The 22,712-nt window shown below is 55.9% G+C and carries 22 protein-coding genes and 1 tRNA gene; 13 read left to right on the forward strand and 10 right to left on the reverse strand.

Annotated features, from left to right (window positions below; genetic code table 11):
* Positions 1 to 14 precede the first annotated feature (14 nt).
* A complete protein-coding gene (gene aroE, locus LA321_RS07495; RefSeq protein WP_042072536.1) occupies positions 15 to 836 on the forward strand; it encodes a shikimate dehydrogenase in 822 nt (273 codons plus the stop codon).
* Positions 833 to 1,093 carry a DUF1488 family protein gene (locus LA321_RS07500; RefSeq protein WP_042072534.1) on the forward strand — a complete coding sequence of 87 codons (261 nt, stop codon included), beginning with the start codon at positions 833 to 835 and terminating at the stop codon, positions 1,091 to 1,093. Before aroE ends, LA321_RS07500 begins: the two co-directional genes overlap by 4 nt.
* 778 nt (positions 1,094 to 1,871) lie before the next feature.
* Here LA321_RS07500 and yihA read toward each other — a convergent pair.
* Positions 1,872 to 2,528, reverse strand: coding sequence for a ribosome biogenesis GTP-binding protein YihA/YsxC (gene yihA / locus LA321_RS07505; RefSeq protein ID WP_026456286.1), 657 nt, complete (start codon positions 2,526 to 2,528; stop codon positions 1,872 to 1,874).
* Positions 2,529 to 2,670: 142 nt separating this feature from the next.
* Between yihA and LA321_RS07510 the strand changes: the two genes are divergently transcribed.
* The 4 genes from LA321_RS07510 (at position 2,671) to hemN (ending at position 6,541) form a co-directional block, all read left to right on the forward strand.
* Positions 2,671 to 3,288, forward strand: coding sequence for a c-type cytochrome (locus LA321_RS07510; protein ID WP_026456285.1), 618 nt, complete (start codon positions 2,671 to 2,673; stop codon positions 3,286 to 3,288).
* A gap of 823 nt (positions 3,289 to 4,111) precedes the next feature.
* Positions 4,112 to 4,684: a Der GTPase-activating protein YihI gene (yihI, locus tag LA321_RS07515; RefSeq protein WP_042072533.1), complete on the forward strand. Its 573-nt coding sequence runs from the start codon at positions 4,112 to 4,114 to the stop codon at positions 4,682 to 4,684.
* Positions 4,685 to 4,695: 11 nt separating this feature from the next.
* Positions 4,696 to 5,136 carry a DUF2489 domain-containing protein gene (locus LA321_RS07520; RefSeq protein ID WP_042072532.1) on the forward strand — a complete coding sequence of 147 codons (441 nt, stop codon included), beginning with the start codon at positions 4,696 to 4,698 and terminating at the stop codon, positions 5,134 to 5,136.
* A gap of 31 nt (positions 5,137 to 5,167) precedes the next feature.
* Positions 5,168 to 6,541, forward strand: a complete 1,374-nt coding sequence (gene hemN, locus LA321_RS07525; protein WP_042072531.1) for an oxygen-independent coproporphyrinogen III oxidase — start codon at positions 5,168 to 5,170, stop codon at positions 6,539 to 6,541.
* Between the two features lie 666 nt (positions 6,542 to 7,207).
* Here the strand turns inward: hemN and LA321_RS07530 are convergent.
* From LA321_RS07530 to LA321_RS07540, 3 genes are all read right to left on the reverse strand, one after another.
* The gene (locus tag LA321_RS07530; RefSeq protein ID WP_042025272.1) at positions 7,208 to 7,576 is read right to left on the reverse strand and encodes a hypothetical protein; all 369 of its coding nucleotides are present in this window, start codon (positions 7,574 to 7,576) and stop codon (positions 7,208 to 7,210) included.
* A gap of 1 nt (position 7,577) precedes the next feature.
* Positions 7,578 to 8,225, reverse strand: a complete 648-nt coding sequence (locus LA321_RS07535; protein ID WP_026456280.1) for an AAA family ATPase — start codon at positions 8,223 to 8,225, stop codon at positions 7,578 to 7,580.
* Positions 8,226 to 8,322: 97 nt separating this feature from the next.
* Positions 8,323 to 8,499 (reverse strand): hypothetical protein, encoded by a 177-nt coding sequence (locus tag LA321_RS07540; RefSeq protein ID WP_167335336.1) that lies wholly within the window; start codon positions 8,497 to 8,499, stop codon positions 8,323 to 8,325.
* Positions 8,500 to 9,247: 748 nt separating this feature from the next.
* Between LA321_RS07540 and arcA the strand changes: the two genes are divergently transcribed.
* From arcA to LA321_RS07560, 4 genes are all read left to right on the forward strand, one after another.
* Entirely contained in the window at positions 9,248 to 10,468 is a 1,221-nt protein-coding gene (gene arcA, locus LA321_RS07545) for an arginine deiminase (protein ID WP_026456279.1), read from the forward strand.
* 62 nt (positions 10,469 to 10,530) lie between these two features.
* A complete protein-coding gene (gene arcC / locus LA321_RS07550) occupies positions 10,531 to 11,457 on the forward strand; it encodes a carbamate kinase (RefSeq protein ID WP_042072530.1) in 927 nt (308 codons plus the stop codon).
* A gap of 49 nt (positions 11,458 to 11,506) precedes the next feature.
* Positions 11,507 to 12,511 carry an ornithine carbamoyltransferase gene (gene argF / locus LA321_RS07555; protein ID WP_042072529.1) on the forward strand — a complete coding sequence of 335 codons (1,005 nt, stop codon included), beginning with the start codon at positions 11,507 to 11,509 and terminating at the stop codon, positions 12,509 to 12,511.
* 122 nt (positions 12,512 to 12,633) lie between these two features.
* Entirely contained in the window at positions 12,634 to 14,037 is a 1,404-nt protein-coding gene (locus tag LA321_RS07560) for a YfcC family protein (protein WP_026458484.1), read from the forward strand.
* Positions 14,038 to 14,223: 186 nt separating this feature from the next.
* On the opposite strand, the gene LA321_RS07565 is transcribed toward LA321_RS07560, so the two are convergent.
* The 4 genes from LA321_RS07565 to LA321_RS07580 form a co-directional block, all read right to left on the reverse strand.
* Positions 14,224 to 14,715 carry an arginine repressor gene (locus LA321_RS07565; RefSeq protein ID WP_042025268.1) on the reverse strand — a complete coding sequence of 164 codons (492 nt, stop codon included), beginning with the start codon at positions 14,713 to 14,715 and terminating at the stop codon, positions 14,224 to 14,226.
* Positions 14,716 to 14,915: 200 nt separating this feature from the next.
* Positions 14,916 to 15,380, reverse strand: coding sequence for an aspartate carbamoyltransferase regulatory subunit (gene pyrI, locus LA321_RS07570; RefSeq protein ID WP_026455957.1), 465 nt, complete (start codon positions 15,378 to 15,380; stop codon positions 14,916 to 14,918).
* Between the two features lie 10 nt (positions 15,381 to 15,390).
* A complete protein-coding gene (gene pyrB / locus LA321_RS07575; protein WP_042025267.1) occupies positions 15,391 to 16,311 on the reverse strand; it encodes an aspartate carbamoyltransferase in 921 nt (306 codons plus the stop codon).
* Between the two features lie 274 nt (positions 16,312 to 16,585).
* Entirely contained in the window at positions 16,586 to 17,128 is a 543-nt protein-coding gene (locus LA321_RS07580; protein ID WP_042072527.1) for a hypothetical protein, read from the reverse strand.
* Between the two features lie 201 nt (positions 17,129 to 17,329).
* Here LA321_RS07580 and LA321_RS07585 point away from each other — a divergent pair.
* Positions 17,330 to 17,406: transfer RNA gene (locus LA321_RS07585), tRNA-Trp, on the forward strand.
* Between the two features lie 282 nt (positions 17,407 to 17,688).
* Positions 17,689 to 19,581 carry a methyl-accepting chemotaxis protein gene (locus LA321_RS07590; RefSeq protein WP_042072526.1) on the forward strand — a complete coding sequence of 631 codons (1,893 nt, stop codon included), beginning with the start codon at positions 17,689 to 17,691 and terminating at the stop codon, positions 19,579 to 19,581.
* A gap of 61 nt (positions 19,582 to 19,642) precedes the next feature.
* Here the strand turns inward: LA321_RS07590 and LA321_RS07595 are convergent, their stop codons facing one another.
* Both LA321_RS07595 and LA321_RS07600 read right to left on the reverse strand, forming a co-directional pair.
* Positions 19,643 to 20,155 carry a lipocalin family protein gene (locus LA321_RS07595; RefSeq protein ID WP_042072525.1) on the reverse strand — a complete coding sequence of 171 codons (513 nt, stop codon included), beginning with the start codon at positions 20,153 to 20,155 and terminating at the stop codon, positions 19,643 to 19,645.
* Positions 20,156 to 20,172: 17 nt separating this feature from the next.
* A complete protein-coding gene (locus tag LA321_RS07600; RefSeq protein WP_042072523.1) occupies positions 20,173 to 21,075 on the reverse strand; it encodes an AraC family transcriptional regulator in 903 nt (300 codons plus the stop codon).
* A gap of 146 nt (positions 21,076 to 21,221) precedes the next feature.
* Between LA321_RS07600 and yqhD the strand changes: the two genes are divergently transcribed.
* Positions 21,222 to 22,385 carry an alcohol dehydrogenase gene (yqhD, locus tag LA321_RS07605; protein WP_042072522.1) on the forward strand — a complete coding sequence of 388 codons (1,164 nt, stop codon included), beginning with the start codon at positions 21,222 to 21,224 and terminating at the stop codon, positions 22,383 to 22,385.
* Positions 22,386 to 22,712: the final 327 nt, after the last annotated feature.

Here is a 22,712-nt window from a genome sequence, read left to right on the forward strand (position 1 = left end):
GCTGGAATGCTTTGATGGATCATTATCTGGTTTTTGGCCACCCGGTGCGCCACAGCAAATCTCCCTTCATCCACACCCTGTTTGCTAGACAGACTCAACAAGAGTTGGAGTACGGGCTGGCCGAGCCTGCTGTCGATCAATTTGCCGCGGCCTTGCACGATTTTTTTGTCCAGGGGGGCAAGGGGTGCAACGTCACGGTGCCATTTAAAGAGCAGGCGTTCGCATTGGTGAATCAACTGAGCCCTCGGGCCAAGCGGGCCGGGGCCGTCAATACCATCAAGCTGACCGACGATGGTGTGTTGCTTGGAGACAATACCGACGGCGCCGGCCTAGTAGCCGACCTGAAATCCCATGGGGTGTATCTGGCTGGTTGCCGGATCTTGTTGCTGGGTGCAGGTGGCGCGGCTCGTGGGGCCTTGGCGCCGTTATTAGCAGAACAACCACGCGAACTGGTGATTGCCAACCGTACTCACGCCAGAGCCGAACAGCTGGCTGCCGAGTTTAGTGATTTGGGCACGGTAACGGCGCAAACTTATGAACAGCTGAGCGGATCTTTCGATCTTGTCATCAATTCAACCTCTGCCAGTTTGCAAGGTGAGTTGCCTCCGCTGTCGCCAGCCCTGATTCATGTTGATATCGCCATTTATGACATGATGTATGGCGCTACGGACACGCCATTCATCGCCTGGGCCAGGCAACAGGGGGCCCGTCATACCATGGACGGACTGGGCATGCTGGTGGAGCAAGCTGCAGAAGCGTTCACCGTGTGGCGTGGCATCCGGCCAGGTACTAAACAAGTATTGAGAGAGCTGAAGCGTAATCTGGGGATCCTATGAACCAAGGTATTCTTTTTCCCGACTTGATGGAGTGGCAAGCTCAAGAGCAGCGGGTGCACTTCCCGGCCCAGCAGATGGGTGCGCTGATCAATTGCTACATCAGCCGCCGCAGACTGGAGAAAATGACCGGGCTTGTACTGACGAAGGAAGATGACATAGTGCGGGCATTCGAAAGTGTGCGCTTTGACATTGAGGATATAGTGGAAAAAATCATTGAAGAACAAGAAGTTGGAGAAGATGGCGCCATCTATCTTTGATTTTTTCAAGTTTTTTTTCTTTGCGTCGGAACTTCCATGGCCCGCCGTGGACTAACTAGATAGTTGAGGAAGTGCTAGCTAGTCACCTTTATAACTCCCCGGTATTCGTACTGGGGATTTTTTTATCTAAATGAAAAATAAAGATTTTTTGTCCAATCTTGAGTTTGGAATTTAATTACATAAATTCCTTTCACTTTTTGCTGCTTTGTTGTACGATTCTCGGCGTAGGGTACAGAGGTAAGATGTTCTATCTTTCAGACCTTTTATTTCACGTAATTGAATGTGGCTGAATAGCAGCCCCGATGAGATTCTCGTCGGGGTGTTTTTTTATGCGCAGCATTTAGAGTAAATGCTTTAATTTGTCAGTGCATTTGTTAGAATGAGGTGCTTCTTGAGGAAATACCTATCGTCGTGGTTCTCAAGAATCAGCTTCTTCCCAATTTTTTGAACTTCTTGTTTCAGGCCGGGTGACAGCATAGTCATTCGGCCTCATTTTTATCCCATCTCGTGCGCGCAATGTAATTAAATTACAATATTGTCTTTTTAGGTGATTTTATTACTTCTTGCATGCACCAGCGTGAAAACGATATCAGAATTTTGAAAGGTTAATTCTCTTTGAGAATTAAATCTCTATCTATCTGATAATTAAGAATAACTCTGTTTGATGCGGGTAAGGGGTGGGGATGGGGAGAAAGAATAGAGAGAAAATATCAATCTGAAACCCTTTCAATCAGCGGAGGGGGATCTCCGCCAATTGTAAGGAAAGACGAGGAGCGGATTACTCCTCGCTAGACTCCTGTTCGTCGGCATCGACGAGACCTTCATCCGCACCAGCCAGATACCAGTCGGTCAGGGTCTTCGCCAGCTTTTCTACGCCGATATTGCTGAGTGACGAGAAGGCTTCCACCTGGATCTGCGGGCCTAGGCTGGCAACAGCTTGACGTACCTTGATCACCTGATTGTTGCGGGGACCCGGGCTCAATTTGTCCGCCTTGGTCAGCAACAGCATCACCGGCAGCTCGCGGTGAGTACTCCACTCCAGCATATTCATATCGGTGTCTTTGAGCGGGTGGCGAATGTCCATCAGGATCACCAGTCCTTTCAATGACTCACGACGCTGCAGATACTCTGCCAGTGATTTTTGCCACTTGAGCTTCATTTCCAGCGGAACCTGGGCATAACCATAGCCTGGCAGGTCGACCAAGCGTTTTCCCGGTTCCAGTTCGAACAGGTTGATGAGCTGGGTACGGCCCGGGGTCTTACTGGTCCGAGCCAGGTTCTTGTGTTTGGTCAAGGTGTTCAAAGCAGATGACTTGCCGGCATTGGAACGGCCTGCAAACGCGATCTCGACACCCCCATCATTTGGCAGGTGGCGGATGTCGGGTGCGCTGGTCACAAAATGCACCTTATTGAAATTCAGAATTTGTGTATCCAACGTAAATTCCCTATGGAGATAGAGGGTTATGGAGTTACTTTTTTGTAAAATAGTGTAAAATGGCGTCGCTTAAACGCGTTTATTTTAACATGCCTTCAGCGGCATGGGATCTGGAAGCCTAATAACGAAAAGTTGGAACGCCATGAAGAACCTAGTCATTACTCTTGCTCTGATGGTTGGCGTAACGGGGATGGCACAAGCCACAGGCGATGCCGCTGCGGGACAGACCAAGGCTGCCGTTTGTGCGGCTTGTCATGGACCGGACGGAAACAGCCTGGTTGATATGTACCCCAAAATTGCTGGTCAGCACGCATCATATATCAAAAAGCAGTTGATTGAACTCAAGGCAGCCGCTTCCGGCCAAACTGGTCGGGTCGCGCCCGTGATGGGGCCGATGGCATTGCCTTTGTCTGAACAGGACATGGATGATCTGGCGGCTTATTTCTCCAGCCAGAAGGTGACGCCGATAGCCGTCCCTGACGATGTCGTCGAAGCAGGCAAGGCTCTCTATATGGGAGGCGACTTGAGTCGTGGTTTGGCTGCCTGTACCGCTTGTCATGGTCCGCGCGGTTCCGGAGTTGAGCAGGCCAAGTATCCGAATTTGTCTGGGCAGCATCCGGCCTACATCAAGGATCAGTTGACCAAGTTCCGCGCTGGTACTCGGGATAACGATCCGAATGGCATGATGCGCGATGTCGCCAAGAAACTGACCGATCAAGATATCGATGTGTTGTCCAAGTATATTGCCGGACTGCACTGATTAAACGATCCCATCGTAGAGTTGCATAACGGGGAGCTTCTGCTCCCCGTTGTTTTTGCTTTCACCTTCCATTCTCGTAATAGTCCTTGTTGTTTGTAAGAGATCTTCCATGTATTGGGTCGGCCAAGGCTCAAATATCTCTGTGTCTTTTCAAATAACCTCAATTAATCATGTAGTTAAATTGAAAATGCACTTTTATGATGCATAGAAATGATCTCTGAGTGATTGAGCCGCTTTATGGTGTTGATACCATTAATGCAAAGGATTTCTCCGAAAGGCTCATTGCAGGACGCAGTGACAACAGGATGTCAGGCATGGTGGACGCCATGGGCTCTTTGGAGTCGGCAAGGGATTGAAGGATCAGGATGGTGACCATCTCCGGAGCGGGATGGGGGGGCGGGATGCGCATTCTCCTTCGCGATAACAGGATGTTGTCGGCGTGGGTCAAGCAAGCACACGCACATTCAGGACGACTCAATAACAAGGTCAGGAAGACCCTACTCGGATATGATGTGATCATTTGCCGTTACGGACGGATGAAATACGCGGTCTTGCCATTTCGGGAGGTGTTCGCATACACATATCAAGGCAGCTTCGGCTGCCTTTTTTCTGTTGGGTCATTAACCCGGCCCGCCATTCTGTGTCAAAATACCAGCAATATACCCAGAGGATACCGATCCTGCGGTGTTCAGTGGCCTGAAAAGGCCGGATTGGTGCGGGTTCCTGCTCTTGTTCCAGCCTCACTGCTCCCCGTATCGTGTCCCGCCGGGTGACACCACCCCGGATAGGGTTCAAACCAAGTTATTTTCGGAGTTAGCCATTCATGTCTGCCAAACAACCCACTCGCAAGCCTACTGGCAAGCGCAAAGAATCAGAAGCCAGTGCTCAGGAAGGTCGTGAGCGTAAACGGGCTGCCAAACGCAAGGGGCTGAAGGCGGGCTCTCGCCAGCAGGTCGAACAGCAAGGCAAAAAATCCGGCGCCAAACAGGCAAAAGATCCTCGTATCGGCTCTCGCAAGCCGATTGCTCTGATTGTTGAAGAGAAGAGCATCAAGGCGGCAGCATCCAAGCCGGTGAAAGAGAAGAAGCTGGCGATGACTCCGGAGCAGGAACTGGCGGCCATCGAGAATGATGATCGTCTGAATGCCCTGCTGGATCGTCTCGATGCCGGTGAGACGCTGGATACCGCCGAGCAGGCCTGGGTCGATCAGCGTGTTGATCGTTATCAGGAGCTGATGGATGAACTTGGCATCATCGACAACGACGATGATGAAGAGGAGTTCTCCTTCGCCGATGAGGAAGCTGAATACGATGAACCTCAACAGCCGGCCTCTGAAGAGGAGCTGTGGGATCGTTTCACCCAGGTTGATTATCAACCCGAACCGAAGAAGAAGTGATGAGTGGATGGATGCTGGCCGCCCTGTTGGGCGGCCTGATTTTGTCAGGTCTGGGGATTTATGCCGGCATGCTGTTGGCCCGGCTGAAACGGCAGCAAGAGATGCAGTTACAGGCGATCAAGGCGCGTAACGAGCGGATCCTGGATAGCGTGCGAGTGATCGCCCACGCCGTGTTGGAAGGACAGTGTGATTATTCCGAAGGGGCTATTCGCCTGACCAATCTGCTGGATGCCTTGCAGATCAAGGAAGGACGCGCTTTTGCTGCTGAATTCCCGGGCCTTTATGGTCTCTACGAGAAGGTGAAAGAGATGCCGACTCACGAGGCACGCCGTGCGCTCAAACGCAACGAAGTGATGAAGCTGGATCTTGAACGCAGTGGCTATGAAGCCGAGCTGGAAACCCAGATCCTCAAGGATGTCGCCCAGTTGAAAGATCTGCAGTTGAGTCAGTGAGCCATCAATAACAAGAAGAGAGGAAGCGAGCGTGCAAGCAGAACAGATTGTGTGGGATCAGGCCCTGATCGAAAAATACAACTACAGTGGCCCGAGATATACCTCCTATCCTACCGCGCTGGAGTTCAATGAGAGCTTTGGTTACGGCGATTTTGTCCAGGCCGCCAGTCAGTATCCCGAGCGCAATCTGTCGCTCTACGTGCACATCCCTTTCTGCCACAAGCTTTGCTATTACTGCGGTTGCAACAAGGTGATCACTCGCCACCAGCACAAGGCCGATGAATACCTTGATCACCTTGAGCAAGAGATCAAGGCGCAGGCCCACCTGTTCAAACATCGTCTGGTGACCCAACTGCATTGGGGCGGTGGTACACCAACCTATCTGAACGAGCCCCAAACCCGTCGTTTGATGGGCATGTTGCGCGAACACTTCCGGTTTGCCGAACAGGGAGAGTTCAGCATCGAGGTCGACCCCCGCGAGATCGAACTCACCATGCTGGATGTACTGAGGGAGGTTGGTTTCAACCGCATCAGCCTGGGTGTGCAGGACTTCAACAAGGATGTGCAGCTAGCCGTCAATCGCGAACAGGATAACGACTTTATTCGCGCCATGCTGGAGCGGGCGCGTGAACTCGGTTTTCGTTCTACCAACCTCGACCTTATCTATGGTCTGCCACATCAGGATCAGGGCAGCTTCCATCACACCCTGGAAGATGTGCTCAAAACGGATCCTGCGCGTCTCTCCATCTTCAATTATGCGCATCTGCCAAGCCGTTTTGCTGCCCAGCGCAAGCTGAAAGAAGAGGATATGCCTGCGCCACAAGAGAAGTTGGCCATGCTGCAGGACACCATCGCCTTCCTGACCGGGCGGGGTTACCAGTTTATCGGCATGGATCACTTTGCCAAGCCTGATGACGAGCTGGCTGTGGCCCAGCGTGAAGGCAAGCTGCACCGCAACTTCCAGGGCTATACCACCCAGGGGGACTGTGATCTGTTGGGGTTGGGGGTTTCATCCATCAGTATGATCGGCGATGCCTATTCCCAGAACCAGAAAGAGCTCAAGGCTTATTACGCCCAAGTGAACGAGCTGGGCCATGCCCAGTGGAAGGGATGCTCGCTCAATCGGGATGACCTAATCCGCCGTGAGGTAATCAAGCGGCTGATCTGCGATTTTCGTCTGAACTTTGCTGCGGTAGAGCAAGAGCATGGTCTGGTTTTCAAAGAGTACTTCGCCGATGACCTCAAGCTGTTGCAGACCTTTGTCGACGATGGCCTGGTTCGTATGACCGATGAAGGCCTGGAGGTTTCTTCCACGGGACATCTGCTCATTCGCAACATTTGCATGTGTTTCGATGTCTACTTGCGTAACAAGGCGCGCCAACAGCAGTTTTCGCGGGTGATCTGACAATATACAACGGGCGCCAAAATGGCGCCCGTTGTATATTTGCGACTGTGAAACACGCTCGATATGGGGTGAGCGGAAAACGCAGATAAAAAGATGGGGGCGACTTGCGTCGCCCCCGGTAGTCGTATCGCTCAGATCCTTGAACGAAGTTGCTCCCTGCAATCCCTGACTGTTTACCTCTTCCTTTAGGTTTCCCCTTCCCAATCCTTTGGGGTGTCCTTTAGCCATCTTGGCCTGACGAGTCATCCTTTCTCGCCGCACTTTCTCCATCCCGGGAGGTGTCCTTTACCACATCCTGTGGTGAGTCCATTTGCCCAACCCTGGCAGCCAGTCTTCCTGACCGACTTCATCGCGTCCGTGCATGAGTAACTATAAGGATTTTCCGGTTGCGTACAACGCCAGGGTGAAAAACGTTTTTATTTTGCTAATTTAAGAAAGTGCTAATGTTTTTATTTTTTGTATAAAAACAATAAATTAAGTGTGTTGTTGTCATTTTTTAGGATCGACTTTTCCGATTATTTCGAGGAACTTTTACGGCATTTGCTTACGGCTTGTATGGCAGATCTCTTACATGCAGTGGTTGGTTGCTGGTGCAACCGGATAGGGGGTTTGCCAGGAATGAAGTCAGGAGGGATGCCATAGGTAATGGCGAGGTGAAAGAGGGTATTAAAGTTGCTGGTTCAGTCGCTCATAGATGGTCTGGCGCTCCTCAGGGCTAAGGGAGGCGAAGTAGTGGGTGAAAAGACGCAGCAACAGAGATTTGTTCATGCCATCCTGTTGTGTCAGGCTGCCCAGCTCGCTGATGGCCGCCGTACTCATGGAGAAGGTAGCCTTTTTATAGCTGGGCTTCAGATGGTCGCCGCGCTCGATGAACGCCAACGCCGAGAGAGCCTCATCCCTGTGCAGGCTCAGTTCCAAGCTGACCACCTTGGGTTTCCCCTTGGCATAGAACTCCGCGTCCTCAATGAACTCGTCGACGGTAAATTTCTTCTGGTGATGCAACTGGTGCTTTTTCTTCAGGTCGGCAAGGCCCATATCACACTCCCAATGTCAGAAATTCTTTGGCGATGGTCCGGATCTCCTCGGCGGATTTGCCATCCGGCTCTATCTCCATTACCGAGAGCCCCTTCTCCTCGCTGTCGTCGTAGACATTGCGGCCATAAGTAATGGCATTGAGTACATCGACGCCAAACGATGCACAGACCTCCTTCGCCTCCAGAATACGCTTTGCCTGGTTGGGCAGGGCGGGGCACTGGGTCAGCACCACGGCCGCATTGAGGGTCGGATTGACCATTTTGCAGGTCGTAATGAGATCTTCCATATGCGGCAGGGTCTTGAGATCGCGGCGTTTGGGGCGAAGGGGGATCAGGGCATGGGTAGCGACTGCCATGGTGGAGCGTAAAGCCCGGTTATCCTGGCCGCCACAATCGACGATGACGTAGTCGTAGCGATTCTTCAGGCTAATGAGATCGTTGCGGATATTGCCATACAACTGCACGCAATTGATTTGGGGCAGGTCGGGATTGTCATTGCGCTCCTGGATCCAGTCGGAGGTGGTGCGCTGCGGGTCGCAGTCGACCAGTAGTACTTCCCCCTGAAACTGGGTCCTGAGATAGACAGCCAGATTTTGTGCCAGGCAACTCTTGCCGCTGCCTCCCTTCTCTCCACCAACCAGCAGGATCATTGTCGCGCCCCTTTCCCTGATGACACAGCTGTTTTGAGTATAGGAGGGGCTTTCTTCAAGACAAGGCGAGAGGAGATGGCTCCTCTCGCGCAGCGGGCTAGTAACGCTGGATGCCACCTTGCCAGCGGCAGACATATTCGGGCACCAGCATCTGGGGAGCCTGATCGACCTGGCAGACCACCATGGGCATGGCTGGGGCTCCCTCCGCCTGACTGATACCCGGTACCACGGGCAACAACAGGCTGGCGAGCAGCAGTAAAGATTTCATCTTCATAACGACTCCTTGTTAACACCGTTTATGTGTGATCTAAATCACTTTTTGAGTTAAGCCGAGGTTTGGAGTGGCGCAAGGAGGATGAATAAATTCAATTAATGAAAAAAGTGCCGAACTGGTCCCTCTGTCGCAGGATGAATGGTTGATTGGCAAGATGCTGGCTGTGTGCATATTCATGGAGCAAGACAGGCATCAGGAGGAGGATATGAGGCAAGGCTCATGAGGCGTGACGACAATGCCATGATCTGGAGCAAGAAAAGATTTATGCAGTGAGAATTTGAAATATGACTATTTATTTCTCTCGATAGCGGAATAAAAGCAGTGAATTATTCATAAAAGTGAATGTAAAATTCATATTCAAATTAATGGTGAGGTTAATTTATTGAAATTAAACAATTTAATTGTTTTGGCTTACCCCTTTAGAGAGGGTGTTGTTGAATCAAATAGATTTATTTATGAAATTTACAGGCGTTTTTTTAGTTATCTATTCATATCCTCTGAATGAGGAAATGCCATTTCTGCTACCCCAGTCAAAGATCTCTTCGTGAATTTATTCAGTTCTGAGTGAATGTGATCAATGTCTAAGTTTAACTTCATTGGCAGGTCTAACCTCGCTCTCGAAAGGCAAAGGCAGGATAGAACACAAGCCGAATACCCTACATAAAGAATATCCCGCCTTAGCCACGAGCATGAATAGAAGGAATCTATTCAATCACTCGCATGGACCACTGCTAAACGGAATATAATCATGAGCAAATTTTATGTAGGTTCTGAAGTTGGCCAACTGCGCCGTGTCATGTTGCACCGCCCCAACCTCAGTCTGAAGCGTCTGACCCCCTCCAACTGCCAAGACCTGCTGTTTGATGACGTCTTGTCTGTTGAACGCGCCGGTCAGGAGCACGACAAATTCGCTCAGGTGCTGCGCGATCAGAATGTCGAAGTTTTCCTGCTGACCAATCTGCTGGCCGAAACCCTGGATGTGCCGGAAGCCAAAGCTTGGCTGCTGCAAAACCAGGTCTCCGACTATCGCCTCGGTACTTCTTTTGCCAACGACGTGCGCTGCTTCCTGGCTGACATGCCGCATCGCGAACTGGCCCGCATTCTTTCCGGTGGCCTGACTTACTCCGAGATGCCTTACAGTGGCGTCAACATGGTAGTCGGCATGCATGCACCGACCGATTTCATCATCGAGCCGTTGCCCAACCATCTCTTTACCCGTGACACCTCCTGCTGGGTCTATGGTGGCGTCTCCATCAACCCGATGGCCAAACCGGCTCGTCGCCGCGAAACCAACCATGTGAAGGCCATCTACCGCTGGCACCCCATGTTCGCCGGTCAGGACTTCATCAAGTACTTCGGTGACGAGGAGCGTGACTACGACAACTCCACCATCGAAGGGGGTGACGTACTGGTTATCGGCCGCGGCTCCGTGCTCATCGGCATGTCCGAGCGCACCACTCCGCAAGGGGTTGAACACCTGGCCCGCAACCTGTTCAAACACGGTCAGGCCAAACAGGTCATTGCCATGGAACTGCCGAAACACCGCAGTTGCATGCACCTGGATACCGTCATGACCCACATGGATATCGACACCTTCTCCGTCTATCCGGAAGTCATCCGTAAAGATGTGAACTGCTGGAGCCTGACTCCGGGTGGTGCTACCGGCATGAACATCAAGGAAGAGGGTTACTTCGTTACCGCCATCGAGAAGGCCCTGGGCGTGGATCAGCTCAAGCTCATCACCACAGGTGGCGACAGCTTCGAGGCCGAGCGCGAGCAGTGGAACGATGCCAACAACGTACTGACCGTACGTCCTGGCGTGGTCGTGGGTTACGAGCGCAACACCTACACCAACGAGAAGTACGACAAAGCTGGCATCACAGTTCTGCCCATCCCGGGTGAAGAACTGGGCCGTGGCCGCGGCGGCGCCCGCTGCATGAGCTGCCCGATGGAACGCGACAGCATCTGATGATACGGCGTGGCGCCGGCAGAGGCTGGCGCCACACAGACAAGCACACGAGATCAACCACTATGAAAAAACCAACTGTCGTCGTCGCTCTGGGTGGTAATGCACTGCTCCGTCGTGGTGAGCCGCTTGAAGCCGACATCCAGCGCAAGAATATTGCAACTGCCGCCAAGACCATCGCTCGCATCGCCGAGGAGTACAACGTGGTGCTGGTGCACGGCAACGGCCCGCAAGTCGGCCTGCTCGCCCTGCAAAACAGCGCCTATACCAAGGTTTCTCCCTATCCCCTGGATGTGCTGGGCGCCGAGTCCCAGGGCATGATCGGCTACATGCTGATCCAGGAGCTGAAGAACCTGATGCCGAGCCGCAACGTCACCGCCCTGCTGACCCAGGTGCAGGTAGACCCGCAGGATCCGGCGTTTGCCAATCCGACCAAATTTATCGGCCCCGTCTATGAAGAAGCCGAAGCCCGCACCCTGGCTGAAGAGAAGCACTGGGTGGTCAAGGCTGACGGCAAGTTCTTCCGCCGCGTGGTGCCGTCCCCGCTGCCCCAGCGCATCGTCGAAGGCGATGCCATCGAAACCCTGATCGCCCAGGGCCACCTCATCATCTGTACCGGTGGTGGTGGTATTCCGGTGACCTGGAATGGCCAGACCCTGACCGGTATCGAAGCCGTCATCGACAAGGACATGTCTGCCGCCTACCTGGCCAAGCAGATCAAGGCCGACGCCCTGCTGATCCTGACCGATGCCGATGCCGTCTATCTGGATTGGGGCAAGCCGACCCAGCACCCGCTGCAGGTCACCAGCCCGGACGAGCTGGCTGGCGTCAAGTTCGATGCCGGTTCCATGGGGCCGAAGATCGAAGCGTCCTGTGAATTTGTCAAAGCGACCGGTGGCATGGTCGGGATCGGTTCTCTGGAAGATGGCCTGGCCATCCTCAAGGGTGAAGCCGGTACCAACATCGTCGCCACTCGCACCGTGAATGCGTAGTCAATAACACTGCCCTACTTGGTCTGAATAAATATAGAGAGAACTCATCATGGCTTTTAATCTGCGTAACCGTAACTTTCTGAAACTGCTGGACTTCACCCCGCGCGAAATCCAATACATGATCGACTTGGCCATCGACCTGAAAAAAGCCAAATACGGTGGCTACGAGCGCAAGCACCTGGTCGGCAAAAACATCGCCCTGATCTTCGAAAAAACCTCTACCCGTACCCGTTGTGCCTTTGAAGTAGCGGCCTTCGACCAGGGTGCCCAGGTTTCCTACCTCGGCCCGAGCGGTTCCCAGATCGGTCACAAGGAGTCCATGAAGGACACCGCTCGTGTACTGGGCCGCATGTATGACGGTATCGAATACCGCGGCTACGGCCAGGAAATCGTGGAAGAGCTGGGTGCCTATGCCGGTGTACCGGTATGGAACGGCCTGACCGACGAGTTCCACCCGACCCAGATCCTGGCCGACTTCATGACCATGCTGGAGCACGGCAAGGGCAAGCGTCTGGATCAAATCAAGTTCGCCTACCTGGGTGATGCCCGCAACAACATGGGTAACTCCCTGATGGTCGGCGCTGCCAAGATGGGCATGGACATCCGCCTGGTTGCGCCGAAAGCCTTCTGGCCGGAAGAAGAGCTGGTTGCCCAGTGCCGCCAGATCGCCGAAGAGACCGGGGCCCGTATCCACCTGACCGAAGATGTGAAAGAGGGCGTGCTGGGTGCCGACTTCCTTTACACCGACGTCTGGGTATCCATGGGTGAAGCGAAAGAAGCCTGGGATCAGCGCGTGAAACTGATGACTCCGTATCAGGTCAACATGGACGTCATCAACGCCACCAAGAACCCGGATGTGAAGTTCATGCACTGCCTGCCGGCGTTCCACAACGATGAAACCACCATGGGCAAGGAAGTGGCTGACAAATATGGCATGAAAGGCCTGGAAGTGACCGAGGACGTGTTCGAATCCGAGCACAGCATCGTGTTCGACGAGGCCGAAAACCGGATGCACACCATCAAGGCAGTGATGGTTGCTACGCTGGGCGACTAAGGTCGCAGTAGTGGTGCCGGGGGGTGACCCCCGGCTTTTCGACCATGTGACAGCGGAACAATACCTCTAACCCTACAACCCGCAGCCAGCATGGATACCACACCACAGAAGGAAGCTGGACCATGACCAAATTCAAGTTCCCGTCAGCCTACACGATACTGTTTGTGCTGATCGCCCTGGTAGCCGCCCTGAGCTGGGTAGTGCCTGCCGGCAAATACGAGATGACCATGAACGAAGCCCTCGGCAAGGAAGTGCCGGTGGCGGGTACCTACAAGCAAGTTGAGAGCAATCCCCAAGGGATCGTCGACGTACTTCTGGCCCCTATCGATGGTCTCTACAACCACGATACCTATGAGGCAGGCGCCATCGACGTCTCCCTCTTTATCCTGATCATCGGTGGCTTTCTCGGCATAGTGACCAAGACCGGTGCCATCGACGCCGGTATCGAGCGTGTCACCGATCGCCTGCGCGGCCGCGAAGAGTGGATGATCCCCATCCTGATGGCGCTGTTCGCCGCAGGGGGCACCATCTACGGCATGGCGGAAGAGTCCCTGCCGTTCTACACCCTGCTGGTACCGGTGATGATGGCCGCCCGTTTTGACCCGGTCGTCGCCGCTGCCACCGTGCTGCTCGGTGCCGGTATCGGTACCCTGGGCTCCACCATCAACCCGTTTGCTACCGTTATCGCCGCCAACGCCGCCGGCATCTCCTTCACCGACGGTATCTGGCTGCGCGTGGCCATGCTGATCGCCGGCTGGCTGATCTGCGTTGCCTACGTGATGCGTTACGCCAAGATGGTGCGCAACGATCCCAGCAAGTCCCTGGTGGCTGACAAGTGGGAAGAGAACCGTGCCCACTTCCTCGGCAACAAGAGCGACGAGATGCTGGAGTTCACCACTACCCGCAAAATCGTGCTGGGTATCTTCGTCGCAGCCTTCGCCGTGATGATCTACGGTGTGGCCGTACTGGGCTGGTGGATGGCCGAGATTTCCGGCGTGTTCCTGGCTTCCGCCATCATCGTGGGCCTCATCTCCCGCATGAGCGAGGAAGAGCTGACCTCCAACTTTATTGACGGTGCCCGTGACCTGCTCGGTGTTGCCCTCATCATCGGTATCGCCCGCGGTATCGTGGTGGTGATGGACAACGGCATGATCACCCACACCATCCTGAACAGCGCAGAAGGGATCGTGACCGGTCTCTCCACCGTGGTGTTCATCAACGTGATGTTCGCGCTGGAAGTGGTGCTCTCCTTCCTGGTGCCGTCCTCTTCCGGTCTGGCTGTGCTGACCATGCCGATCATGGCGCCGCTGGCCGACTTCGCCAACGTGGGCCGCGACCTGGTAGTGACTGCCTATCAGTCCGCCTCCGGTCTGGTGAACCTGGTAACCCCGACCTCCGCCGTGGTCATGGGTGGCCTGGCCATCGCCAAGGTGCCGTATGTGCGCTGGCTGAAGTGGGTCGCGCCGCTGCTCGGCATCCTGACCATACTGATCGTGGTCTGCCTGAGCGTGGGTACCCTGATCTGACCACCCTCTTTCCATATTCAAACGGGAGCCTGCAGGCTCCCGTTTTTTTATATGTGCAACAGGCGGCTGTGGTTCTATCGCCTGGGTCATAAGGGGAGGGGCAAGCGAAGCGGAAGAGCGCTCCCGGTGACAAGCGGGCAATAAAAAGGCGACCCTGGGGTCGCCTCGCTGCATGCGGGGGAGGGCCTAGCGCGCCTGCTCCAGGGTACGCACCACGGCGGCATGGGCCTGGCGGGTGCGGCTGATGTGGCGGGGGGCGACCAGTACCACGTCGTTGCCCGCGACGGCGCCCATGATCTCCGGGTTGGCGTTGCGATCCAGCAGACGGGCCACCACGGTGGCGGCGCCCGGAGTGGTATGGATCAGCACCATCTGCTGATTGTGCACCACGGCGCGCACCATCTCGTGGATGGAGCGGGTGCTGCCGGCCGGTTCCAGCTGTTCGTCCACCAGGGTGTAGACCTTCTTGCCGTTGGCATTTTGCGCCTTGGCGACGCCGAGGCGGCGCAGCAGACGGGAGATGGTGGACTGGCTGATATCGGCGAAGCCGCGCTCCGACAGCTCGCGACGGATCTCTTCCTGAGTGCTGTAACAGTGCTGGCCGATGATCTGGCGACAGGCATCCAGCTGGGCCAGTTCGGGCTCCTGGGCAACGGGGCGGCTGAGTGTTTTGACCACGGCAACTTCCTTTGACGATGACAGGAAACAAGTGCTCGATATCTGCCATATTCGCTGGTTAGCAGCAAAAAATACTGGCAATCATGATGCTGGCAGGGAATGAGCTGGGATAACCATCTTTGGATGGCAAATTATAACTGACTGGGAATCTGGTGATGTGACAGGGTTCAAAAATGGGCCCAGTAGGGCCCATTCAGATATCAATAACGCTCGCTGACGATATCCTGGGTGAAGGACTTCTCGCAGTACTTGCACTTCATCCGGACCACGCCTTTTACCTCGCGTACCCGGAAGTAGCTGTCCACCGGCTCGTTGTGGGAGATGCAGTTGGAGTTGGGGCAGTGGAACACGCCGGCGATGAATTCGGGCAGCTCCAGCTGGTGCTTCTTCACCACGTTGAAGTCTTCGATGATATTGACGGTCGCCTTGGGGGCGAACAGCGCCAGCTGGTTGGCCTGCTGTTCGGTCAGGCGGGTGTTCTCGATCTTGATGAGGTCTTTCTTGCCCAGCGCGCCGGATTTCAGGTTGAAGCCGACGGTGATCCGCTCCTGGGTCTCCACCAGCTGGAACAGCTTGAGGATCTTGATGCCCTGGCCGGCGGGGACGTGGTCGATGACGGAGCCGTGACGGATGGCTTCGACTTGCAGTTGGTTCTTCTCAGACATGATGTTCCCCTCAGACAGTTTCGTTCAGTACCAGTGCCAGCAGAGCCTGGCGTGCATAGACCCCGTTTTCCGCCTGTTCGAAGTAGTAGGCGTGGGGAGTCTTGTCGACCGCCACATCGATCTCGTCGACGCGGGGCAGGGGGTGCAGGATCTTCATGGTGGGCTTGGCCCCTTCCAGGGTGGCCACTTCCAGCACGAACTTGGCGGCCATGTGCTTGTATTCGGTCTCGTCGAAGCGCTCTTTCTGGACGCGGGTCATGTAGAGGATGTCCAGCTCGGGCATCACCTCTTCCATGGTCTCGTGGACGCTGAACTGGATGCCTTTCTCTTCCAGCTCCTCGCAGATGTAGTCCGGCATCGCCAGCGCTTCCGGGGAGATGAAGAAGAAACGGCAGTTGAACAGGCTTAAGGCCTGAGCCAGGGAGTGCACGGTGCGGCCATATTTCAGGTCACCGACGAAGGCGACGTTGAGGCCGTCCAGCTTGCCCTGGGTCTCGCGGATGGAGAAGAGGTCGAGCAGGGTCTGGGTCGGATGCTGGTTGGAACCATCACCGCCATTGATGACCGGCACGCGAGAGAACTCGGAGGCGAGGCGAGCTGCGCCTTCCTTCGGGTGGCGCATCACTACCGCATCGCTGTAGGAGCCGATGATCTTGATGGAGTCGGCCAGGGTCTCGCCCTTCTTGGCGCTGGTGTTGCCACCGTCGGCAAAGCCGATGATGTTGCCGCCCAGGCGCTGGACCGCAGTCTCGAATGAGAGGCGGGTACGGGTTGACGCTTCGAAGAAGCAGCTGGCGACCAGCTTGTTTTGCAACAGGCTGGTGTTGGGTTCAGCCTTCAACCGTTGTGCGGTTTCGACTACCAGTTCCATTTCGGGCCGGGTCAGGTCCGAGATGGAGATGACATGTTTCTTATAGAGTGGATTGGTCATCGTCTGCATTCCCTTTGGCATCAATGAAGGTTTTTCAGGCACAAAAAAAAGCCCCTGAAACAGGGGCTTTTTTTAAAAAATAACGGGAGATCTTTGGGTCGGAAACCGGAAACAACGGGGCCACACTGGTGTGTTCCACCCGTCTGCAAGGCTGTTGTTTGCAATAAAAACGGCATCTTATGTCCCGACCTTTTTCAAAACCGGACAGATTATAGGGCTGGTTTTTTATTTGTCAAAATTTTATTTCAGATGCCTTTTTGGCACTGAAAAACGTTTATGTGTCGTGAAGTTGCCGACAAACCCACACCTGGTGTTCGCTTTGCAATGGCTCGCTGTCACGGGCCATTGCGCGCAGATAACCGAGTCTGTGGTGTCCCTCCAGCAGACAGCAGGGACCTGGCAGTGGTTGTCCACTCGGGTGGTGATCCTCTTCCCCCGGGATCAGCACTATGATGGGTTCGGGCCAGGTGCCATGGCCCAGCATATAGTCACCTAGCCAGGAGCGACGCACGTAATGATTGTTTTGCAGCATCTCGCCCCAGCGTTCGATCACCTCCATATGACGGGAGTCGACTTGGGTGATCAGGCGCTCGGTGGGCCAGCGCTCGCACTCGAAGCGGTAGTTGGCGAGATCGATAAAGCTCCAGTTGGACTCAAAACCGCGCCAATGGCGATAAATCCACTGAGAAAGCACATTTTCCGGAATAAAGGGCACCAGCGGGGCTACCCGGGCGAGATAATCGGACAGCGACTCCGTTTTGCTTTCATCCCTGAAGTTGAGCGGCGCCAGTTGCTGGAGCAATCGGTAATTGAGCATGGACAACCTCCCTGTTCCACACTTTACCCTACCCCCATTTATGGCCTATTCCTACCCTGATGAGGCTGCAAATACAGCAAGTTATCCCGCATTGCTGCGCAAATCACCGCGACTTGTTCGGGATTTGTGCAATCGCAGCGAAAGTGTGAAAAAAGCCTTTACCTTTGATCTCAACTTTGTATACTACGCCTCGTTTGTTGCAGGGGCGTAGTTCCAATTGGTAGAACAGCGGTCTCCAAAACCGATGGTTGCGGGTTCGAGTCCTGCCGCCCCTGCCATTTTCAGAAAGGCCAGCTCATTGAGCTGGCTTTTCGCATTTCTGCACCCTTCCTTTTCGCACTTTCTGACTCCCATTTACCCTCTGCGTCGCTGTCGTCAATCTGGCGGCATACCTCTGCTTGTCAGCATGGAATTTTGTCTTTTTTCTCACCGATAGCGCCTTGTGTTGTTGATGGATGTGAAAATATACAGATTCACTAAAGTCTGTTCATCTCGCCGCCGATAACCACAAATGAGTAGGGCCTTTTCCCTGCCCGATACAACAACAAGGATTCGTAGTCATGACACTCTCTTTGCGCGGCAAATTGCTGGCAACCAGCCTTGGCGTGGTGCTGCTGATGGCATCACTGCTCGGTGTGGTGGCATTTCACACCCTCAAATCCCGGACCATGAACGCCATCCAGAGCGAAGCGGTCAACTATGGTCACGCCTATTCGGTGGCCATCGGTGACTGGATGGCGGACCGCAAGAATGTGGTGCACGCCCTGGTCAGCCTGATCGCCGACAATCCCCAGGCCGAACTGGTACCTCACCTGAAGCAGGCCTTCACCTCGGGGGGCTTCGGGCTCACCTATTTCGGTTCGGAGCAGGGTGTGATGACCCGCCAGGATCCTTCGCTCAATACCGGCAACTATGACCCTCGCGAACGCCCCTGGTATCAGGATGCGGTCAAGGTGGGCCACCTCATCATCACGGCCCCCTATGTCAGCGTCACCATGCAGAAGCTGGTGGTGACTCTCTCCGAGCCGGTTCGTCATCAGGGGACGCTGGTGGGGGCAGTGGGGGCGAATCTGGCGCTCGACAAGCTGATCGATGAAGTGCTGGCGATGCAGGTGCAGGGGGAAGGCTACGCCATGCTGCTCGACAACAGCGGCCTGATTGTTGGCCACCCGAACAAGAAGCTGGCGCTCAAGCAGGTCTCCGAACTGGCGCCTGATCTGTCGGCCGCCACCTTCCAGCAGTGGGGACGTGAAAACAGCGAGCTGCATGCCGCCAACATAGATGGTCGCGATGTATTGCTGGCGGTGCAGCCAGTGCCCGGTACCGACTGGTTGCTCGCCATGGTGATGTACCGCGACGTGCTGGAAGCGCCGCTTACTACCCTGTTGTGGCAACTGATGGGGTTGACCCTGGTGTTGTTGCTGCTGTTCAGCACCCTGCTGACTGCCCTGTTCAAATATCTGTTTGCGGATCTGGGCCGGGTGGCGAACGCCCTGCACGACATCGCCCATGGCGAGGGGGATCTCACCGTTCATATCAAGACCCGCAGTCAGGATGAGGTGGGCCAGCTTGCCGAAAGCTTCAACCAGTTTGTGGCCCGCTTGCACGGCATCGTCAGCCGACTGCGGGACGTCACTCTGGAGCTGGCTGGCCAGTCCCGCACCCAGGCCGCCGGCGCCCATGCCCGTAGTCAGCGGGTTCGCCAGCAGCAGGACGAGATCGTCATGGTGGCCACCGCAGTGACCGAGATGGCCTCCGCCACCCAGGAGATCGCCGGTAATGCCGAGTTTGCGGCCACTACCGCCGGAGAAGCGGTGCAGCTGGCCGTCGCCGGTCAATCCCAGGTGGGCCAGAGCCAGCGCAGCATTACCGGGCTCGCAGATGAAGTGGCCGATGCCAGCCAGGTCATCCATGAACTGGATTCCCATGCCCAGAAGATCAGCGGCATTCTGGCGACCATCAGCGGGATCGCCGAGCAGACCAATCTGCTGGCGCTCAACGCCGCCATCGAAGCGGCCCGGGCTGGTGAGCAGGGTCGTGGCTTTGCGGTGGTGGCGGACGAAGTGCGGGTGCTGTCACGCCGCACCCACGACTCTACCGCCGAGATCCAGCAGATGATCGAGACCCTGCAGCAGACTACCCGCCGCGCGGTCGACGGCATGGAGACCAGCCGCCAGCTGGCGGGCACCAGCGTGGAGGATGCCGAGTCCGCTAACCACAGCCTGGCCCGGATCAACGAGGCGATCGGCTCCATCAGCGACATGGCGACCCAGATCGCAGCGGCGGCCGAAGAGCAGACCTCGGTCACCAGCGAGATCAGTCGCAACACCGAGAACATTCGCCATGTCTCCCAGGAGCTGGCCGAGCAGGCAGGTGCAGAAGCAGCCCAAGCGGCCGAGCTCAAGGCACTGACCGAGCGGTTGGAGCAGGAGATAGGCCGCTTCCGGCTCTGACCTCCCGGTTATTTTCATGAAAAAGGGCAGCCTGCGGGCTGCCCTTGTTGATCCTGACGATTCAGGGAGTCTGCTTGACCCAGATCAGCTGGTCGGTGGCAAAGCCCAGCCCCTTGGCCTTGGCGACCAGCGCAGCCACCTTCTCCTTGGGCGGATTGGGGGAGCGGGCGAGGATCCAGAGGTAGTCGTGGTTGTAGCTGGTCACCAGGGAGAGCTGGTAGTCGGGGTCAAGATCGATGACGTTGTAGCCGCCATAGAAGGGTCCGAAGAAGCTCACCTTGAGCCGGGCCTCATCCGGCCGATCGACGAAGTAGGCCTTGCCCTGTGCCTCGCGCCAGCTGCCATCGCTCTGCTTGCCGCGGTTGATCACCCTGACGCCGCCATCGTCCCGCAGGCTGTAGGTGGCGCTCACCTGCTCCAGCCCTCGCTCGAAGCCGTGATCGAGGCGGGCGATTTCGTACCAGGTGCCAAGATAGCGGTCGAGCTGGAAGCCGGTGATCGGACGAATGCCGTCGGCAAGGCCGGTGCAGGCCGTCAGCAGCAAGGTGGCAAGCAGACAAAGCAGTGAACGCATGGGTAGTCCCTCTCTTGTTATCCTTCGATGATACGCAGCTGGCCTTCCCGGAAGCGGGAGGCCTGATCCGTCGGCGTACTGCCGAAAAAGCGTTTGAACTCCCGGCTGAACTGGGAGTTGCTCTCGTAACCGACCCGGGCAGCCGCCGCCCCCGCCTTGACGCCGTCATGCAGCATCATCAGGCGTGCCTTGTGCAGGCGAAACGACTTGATGTACTGCAGCGGTGAGGTAGAGGTGACCGCCTTGAAGTGGTGGTGGAAGGCAGACACGCTCATGTTCACCTCCTGCGCCAACTCTTCCATGGTCAAGTTGTCGGCGAAACGTTGCTCTATCATACGCAACACCCGGGCGATCTGACCCACATGGTTGTGACGGTTGGCCAGCGCCTGCAGGGCCGGGCCACCTCCCTCGCCAAGAGCATAGAACAGCATCTCCCGCACCGTCTGCGGCCCCAGCACCCTGGCGTGTAGGGGGTTGTCCATCAGATCGATCAGCCGTTCGGCAGCGCAGAACATGGCCTCCGACATGGGCACCGAGTGTACGCCGCTCTTCTGCGGGGCTGGTGCGGGCAGGGCATCACCCAACTCCAGCAGCAACTCCTGCAGGGTGACCAGATTGATCTCGAGGGTGAAGCCGATGAGGGGCTGCTCGGGGGAGGCGAAGCATTCGCACTCGCAAGGCAGCGGCAGGGTCATCAGCAGATAATGGTTGGGATCGTAGCGAAACACCTGATCCGCCAGATAACCGACCTTGTGGCCCTGCAGGATCACTATCATCCGCGGCTGGTAGAGCACCGGGGTACGGCCATGGTACTCGGTGGTATAGATGAGGTTCACCTGCTCCACCGGGGAGGGGGTGATGCCGGGAGCGGTGACGTGGCGAGTCAGCCTGGTGGCCAGGTCGGTGTAACGGTCAGGCATGGAGCCCCTTGTTCTTTAAATTGGTGCACTTGCAGAAATAGGCAATAAAAAAGCAGGATGTGACCTTGATGGTATGGCTGTTCAGGAGAAAAATGCAATCATGATTTCGCGGCCCTGCCGCACAGCTGTCAGAGAAGGTGATACCGATGAACAACTTTACCCTGCATACCCCGACCAAGGTCCTGTTTGGCAAGGGCCAGATCGCCCAACTGCGCGAGCAGCTGCCCGCCGATGCCCGCGTCCTCATCACCTATGGTGGTGGCAGCGTGGTGCGCAGCGGCCTGCTGGCGCAGATCCGCACCGAACTGGCGGGCATGACCCTGTTCGAGTTTGGCGGCATCGAGCCCAACCCCGCCTACGAGACCCTGATGGGCGCGGTTGAACTGGCCCGTGCCGAGAAGGTCGACTTCCTGCTCGCTGTCGGTGGCGGTTCCGTGCTGGATGGCACCAAATTTATCGCCGCAGCTACCCCTTACGATCCGGCCAAGGATCCCTGGCACATTCTCGAGACGGTCGGCAGCGAGGTGCGTTCCGCCATCCCCCTCGGCACTGTGCTGACCCTGCCTGCCACCGGCTCCGAGATGAACATGGGGGCCGTCATCACTCGCAAGCGCACCGGCGACAAGCAGCACTTCTTCTCCCCCTTCGTGATGCCGCGCTTTGCCGTGCTCGACCCCGTGCTCACCTATACCTTGCCGGCGCGTCAGGTGGCGAACGGCGTGGTGGATGCCTTCATCCACATTCTGGAGCAGTACCTCACCTACCCGGTCAACGCCAAGGTGCAGGATCGCTTCGCCGAAGGGCTGCTACTGACTCTGATCGAGGAGGGGCCCAAGGCGCTGGCCGAGCCGGAAAACTACGACGTGCGCGCCAACATCATGTGGAGTGCCACCATGGCCCTCAACGGCCTGATCGGCGCCGGCGTGCCCCATGACTGGGCCACCCACATGCTGGGTCACGAGCTCACCGCCCTCTATGGCCTGGATCATGCCCAGACCCTGGCGGTAGTGCTACCTGCCCTGCTCGAGGCCAAGCGCGAGCAGAAACACGCCAAGCTGCTGCAATACGCCGAGCGGGTGTGGGATCTGCGCGAGGGCAGCGAAGCGGAGCGCATCGACGGGGCCATTGCCGCCACCCGCGACTTCTTCACCCGGATGGGGCTCAAGACCCGGCTGCGGGATTACGATCTGGGGTCACTCGATATTGATGCCTTGCTGGGCAAACTGGCGGAACACGGCATGACCCGACTCGGCGAGCACGGCGACATCGACCTGGTGCAGAGTCAGCATATTTATGAAGCCGCCTGGTAACGGCATACCCTTACCATCATCTGCGCGAAACGATTGATTACGTGGGGCCGACGCCCGCCATTTGGCGGTCGGACGGCCCTCTTTCGTTATTAAATTGTTACTTTATGGCATTTCGTTGCGAAAAATGAGACACGGCCGAATTTCGTAATAACAAAAAACGCTAAGATAGAGGGCCGGTAAAACATTTTTTTTGACTGGTTGGATCACTTTTTTCAGCCGTTTTTACTGGTATAAGCCTCTAATTTGGTTTGTTTTTTTTAATCGCGACCAGGGATGGGCTGAATTCTGTACGAGCGCCGTCGGGACTGCGGTTGTAATAAAACTCCA

It is taken from the genome of Aeromonas enteropelogenes, from assembly GCF_020097295.1.
Taxonomy (GTDB): domain Bacteria; phylum Pseudomonadota; class Gammaproteobacteria; order Enterobacterales; family Aeromonadaceae; genus Aeromonas; species Aeromonas enteropelogenes.